Raw genomic sequence first — 4,844 nt, forward strand, 5'->3', positions numbered from 1 at the left:
CAGACATGAAGGGAACGGGCGGCTAGTGCCCGTTCAGGGATCCGTGTTGCGGAGACGTCCCATTCGCGGGCGTCCCGTTTGAAGCAACATCCGCATGCTCCCCGTTTGCGGACTCGCCGACCGGCACGGGCGTCTCGGCGGAGGCCGGCGGCGTGTCCGCGCCCGGCGAGACCGACGCGTAAGACACGGCGAACGCCCGGCAGTCGACCCCGGCCTCGCGGCACGTCTCGGCCAGGACGCGGCGACGCTCCGGCACATGGGCGTCGGTGGCAATGAGAAGTTCGTCGACGTCGTGGACGCGGCAGAGACGCAGGAGGTCGGTCCGGGTGCCGAGCACGCGCAGCCCCTGCACGGTCTGTCCCTCCGTGAGCGGGTCGTCGTCCACGAAGCCCACCGGCTCGGCCGGTCGCTCCGGGTCGTGGCGGAGGGTGCGGAGGGCGAGCAGGCCCGTGTCGTCGGCCCCGTAGATCAGGACCCGCCGGGCCCCGGACCGACGAGACACAAAGTACTGCCGGAGCCCCCGAAATCCAAATCGCGCCCCGGCGACGCCCCCCGTGGTGATCATCCAGTCGATGACGAGGGCCGCCGCGGGGACGGCCGCCGCGCCGTACAGGCCCATGAGCAGGGCCGCCACGAGCACAGAGGCCGCGAGGGTGGTCGTGATCGTGCGCAGCAGCTCCGGCGTGCCGGCGTGCCGCCAGAGGCCGCGGTAGAGCCCCCCCGCGTAGAAGACGATCGCTTTCGCCGCGAGGACGAGGGGGAGGGCCTCCAGCACAAAGCCTTCGACGCCCCCCGGCAGGTGTCCCCCATGCCGCAGAACGTGCGCCCCCACGAAGGCCGCTCCTACGATCAGGGCGTCCCCGAGGACGCCGACGACGGCCTTCCAGTGGGGCCCGGCCAGGCGGTGAAGCGCGCGGAAGGGGCGCCGCGCGAGGGCCGTCCGCGGCAGGGCAGGCGCCTCGTCGTCGTAGACGCGGGCCCGGGCAAGCTGAACCCCCAGGACCCCGAGGCCCACGCCGCCGAGGCCCACGACCGCGTAGAACAGCGCCGGGTCCGCAACGAGCACGAGCAGGGCGCCGGCGCCGGAGAGCAGGCTCAGGCCGTACAGCATCCAGACGGCCCGCCGCTCCGAGAGACCGAGGAAGACGAGTCGGTGCGAGGTGTGGTCGCTCCCCCCCTGCGCGACGGAGCGCCCCGCCGCGCGGCGCATCACCGTCACGAGGGTCGTGTCGAGAATCGGCACGGCGAGCACAGCGAGGGGCACCAGCGCCACCGCGACGGGATCGCCGACCGGCATCTCCGCCTGCACGGCGAGCCCCAGGCCGGCGAGCAAGAACCCGAGGGCGAGGCTGCCGCAGTCGCCCATGAAGATGCGCGCGGGCTTGGCGTTGAAGCCCAGGAAGCCGAACGCCGCCCCGGCCACCGCGGCCGCGAGGACGCCGGCCGTCAGGGCCCCGGCCCCCACGGCGAGGGCCCCGAGGACCGCCGCCGCGATGCCCGCAATCCCCGCTGCGAGGCCGTCCATGTTGTCGAGGAAGTTCACCGAGTTGGTCATGCCCACCACCCACAGCAGCGTCAGGGGCGTGGACACCCAGACGGGCCACGCCGGCCCGAAGGCGTAGCCCCCGTAGAGAAGGAGGCCGGCGGCGGCCACCTGCACCGTCAGCTTGCCGGCGGGGGGCACGGGGTAGGTGTCGTCCACGAGGCCCATCGCGAACAGAAGCGCCGCCCCACCCCAGAACGGCAGAACGGCGGCGCCCGGCGCACTCCAAAGGAGCCCCGCCGAAATCCCCCCAAAGAGCGCAATGCCGCCCATGAGGGCCGTGGGGCGCTCATGCCAGCGGTCGTCACTGGGCCGGTCCACCCACCCAAACCTACGAGCCGCACGAATTACAAGGGGCGTACACAACGCCGTGGTCAGCAGGGCCACGAGGCCGGCTCCCACGACGGGCCAAAGGAAACGTATCGTCGACTCCATGAAGTGCGTCGACCAATGAAAGAGATGCGCAACCGAGCGTCCGTCGAGACGAGATGTGCGGGGACCTTCACATCTTCACAAAAATCGTTCCGTCTTTTTCATGCTCCTGCTCTGCTCTTACCGCCGGAACTGCGGGAGGGACGCGCCCCGCGCGACCTGCCTTGAATGTTTGAGGGCGCACCGGACCCGCAGAGACTGAGGAGTGACCGACCACTGCTTGACCGCCCCCTAGAGGGCGAAGGCCTCTTCGACCGGCTCCGCGTCGGCCGCCTCGTCCACGGACGCAATCACGTCGCGGAGAATGTCGTCGGTCGAGTGCTGCGGGACGTAGCCCGTGGCGGCGTGGAGCTTGCTCACGTCCGGCGTTCGGCGCTTCATGTCTTCGAACTCGGGGCCGTACACCTCCTCGTAGGGCACGTGGACAATGTCCGAGTCGGAGTTCGTCATCGACCGGATCCGCTCGGCCAGCTCGTTGATCGAGATCTCCGTCCCCTGCCCGATGTTGAACACTTCGCCCCTCGCCTCGGGGGCGTCGAGGAGTTTCCGTGTGGCCCAGACCGCATCGGCCACGTGGGTAAAGCAGCGGGTCTGCGTGCCGTCGCCGTGCACCTCGATCGGGGCGCCCGCGAGGGCCCGCTCCACGAAGCGGGGAATGACCATCCCGTAGCGTCCCGACTGGCGGGGGCCGACGGTGTTGAAGAAGCGGGCGATGACGACCGGGAGGTCGTGCTCGTCGTGGTACGCCTGGGCCAGAAATTCATCCGTGGCCTTCGAGCAGGCGTACGCCCAGCGCCGCTTGGAGGTGGGGCCGAGCGTCCAGTCGTCCTCCTCGCTCAGGGCCTCCAGGTCCTCGTCTTTCCCCATCGCCTTTCCGTACACCTCCGACGTAGAGGCCACGAGCGTCGTCGTGTCGTGGTAGTGGGCAAGCTGTAGGACATTTTCAGTCCCGCCGACGTTGGTCTGGAGGGTCTCAACGGGCTCGTCCATGATGCGCTGCACCCCCACGGCGGCCGCCAGGTGGACAATGCGGTCACACTCAACAACTTGTTTTTCGAGCGTGTGATAGTCCTGAACATTGCCCACCGTCAGCGAAAAGCGGTCGTGGTCGTCCAGGTGCCGGACGTTCGCGAGGCGGCCCGTGGACAGGTTGTCGAAGGCGTGGACGCGGTGCCCGTGCTCCAGGAGGGCATCCGCGAGGTGACTGCCAATAAAGCCCGCCCCGCCGGTGATCAGGTATTTCATGCGTCGAGATCTCCGTTCTGAATGCAATGCGTTGGGATTGCTCACGGGGCCCCCGGTCCGCGGGCTCAGGAGTTACGTTTCGCCTCTCTGTCTCTGCCGCACAAAGACATGCGCCTGGGTCCGACACACTCCCTAAAAACGCACGACGGGGGGCAGTGACCAGAGAATGCCCCTCCCCCACAAAGACTTTCCACAAACTTCGTTCCACCCGTCAGTTAAAGGCCCGCGTCGCGAGCACGATGAGAGTGAGGGTGCTCGACAGGACCTGCGTCACGTTGGAGGCGATTTGAGAGTAGTCGATCTCCTGCTCCCGCTCGGGCTCTGCTTCGACCCGGATGACGGCCCCATCGTCCACCACCGGCGTGCGGCGGAACCAGCCGGTGTTCACCTTGAAGGTGGCGCCGGACGCCTGGGTCAGGAAGACGTCCTGCGTGTTCTCGCGGGTGCCGCCGGCGCGGTCGAGGTAGTAGTCCACGCGCCGCCCCTCTTCGTGCTTGATGAGGCCCTCGTTCGCCACGTTGCCCCGCACGGCCACCGTGTTGGGTTGGGTCGGAATGATGACCTCGTCGCCCGGGCGCAGGATGACGTCCTCCGCCGGGTTGCCGCGTACGGCCCGCTCCATCTCGACGATGACCTGCTCGCCCTCCCGCTGCACCTGGAAGTCCTGGTCGGCCTGGGCCTCGGGCCGAACGAGCCGCCCGCCCTTGAGGTAGCCGGTCGACAGCACGCCTCCCGCCCGCTGGATGACGCTGGAGAGCCGCTCGTTGTCGCGCAGCAGCGTGTACTCGCCCGGGTACTGCACCTCGCCCTGCACCGCGACGGTCTGCTGGGGCTGGAACGCGGGGTTCTGTCGGATGAAGATCCGGTCGCGGTGTTGCAGTTGAAAGTCATCGGCGGCCTTCAGAGCCCGGGCCGTGTCCCGGACCGAAAAGTTCACGTTCTCGGGGTCCAGGTCTCGCTCAACCAGGGGCACCTCCACGGTGCTGGCCCGCTGCCCCTCCTGGCCCTCCCGCTCCACCATGCGGGTGACGGTCACCTGCCGGAGGGACGCCCCCTCCGCAAAGCCGTTCGCCTGCAGGATCGCGTCCTTGAGCGTCATGTTGTCGCGGAACGCGTAGCGGCCGGTGTCCTGCACCGCCCCGCTGATGCGCACGAACTGCTCGTCGAGGCGCTGGACGGTGGCCGGGTACACGCGGATCTCGTCCTCGGGCCGCAGCGTGCGGTCGGCCATGCCCTCCCCCGCCAGCGCGTCGCCCAGGTGAAACGGAAGGACCCGCTCCTCCTCCCCATCGTCCGACACGCGGAACAGGTCCGCCCGCCCCAGAAAGACGTCCTTCAGGTACTCGTCGTCGGTCAGCCCGCCGCCCTGCAGGAGGAGACTGCGAATCGTCATGCCCTCGCGGTAGCGGTACGTGCCCGGGTCCCGCACCGCCCCGGAAATCCGGACCCTCCGCTCCCCCTCCATCGCGCGGGCGGACGACACGTGCAGGCTGTCGCCCGGCCGCAGGACCACGTTGGCCTGGGGCCGGTCCTCCAGCACCGCGTTCAGGTCGAGAGAGCGGCTCGTCTCGCGCAGGCTGTCGTTGAGGCGGACGAGGGTGGCCTGGTCGCGGTAGGCCGCCCC

General features: G+C 69.3%; 3 protein-coding genes. All 3 read right to left on the reverse strand.

Annotated elements, in window-relative coordinates; genetic code table 11:
* Positions 1–22: 22 nt before the first annotated feature.
* On the reverse strand, positions 23–1,978 hold the full coding sequence (locus V5A20_RS13070) for a hypothetical protein (RefSeq protein ID WP_332327536.1): 1,956 nt from the start codon (positions 1,976–1,978) through the stop codon (positions 23–25).
* Between the two features lie 228 nt (positions 1,979–2,206).
* Positions 2,207–3,220 (reverse strand): GDP-mannose 4,6-dehydratase, encoded by a 1,014-nt coding sequence (locus V5A20_RS13075; protein WP_332316758.1) that lies wholly within the window; start codon positions 3,218–3,220, stop codon positions 2,207–2,209.
* Positions 3,221–3,431: 211 nt separating this feature from the next.
* Positions 3,432–4,844, reverse strand: a 1,413-nt coding sequence (locus V5A20_RS13080; RefSeq protein ID WP_332327537.1) for an SLBB domain-containing protein, incomplete at its 5' end; no start/stop codon positions are given.

This window comes from Salinibacter sp., from assembly GCF_036626415.1.
Lineage (GTDB): Bacteria > Bacteroidota > Rhodothermia > Rhodothermales > Salinibacteraceae > Salinibacter.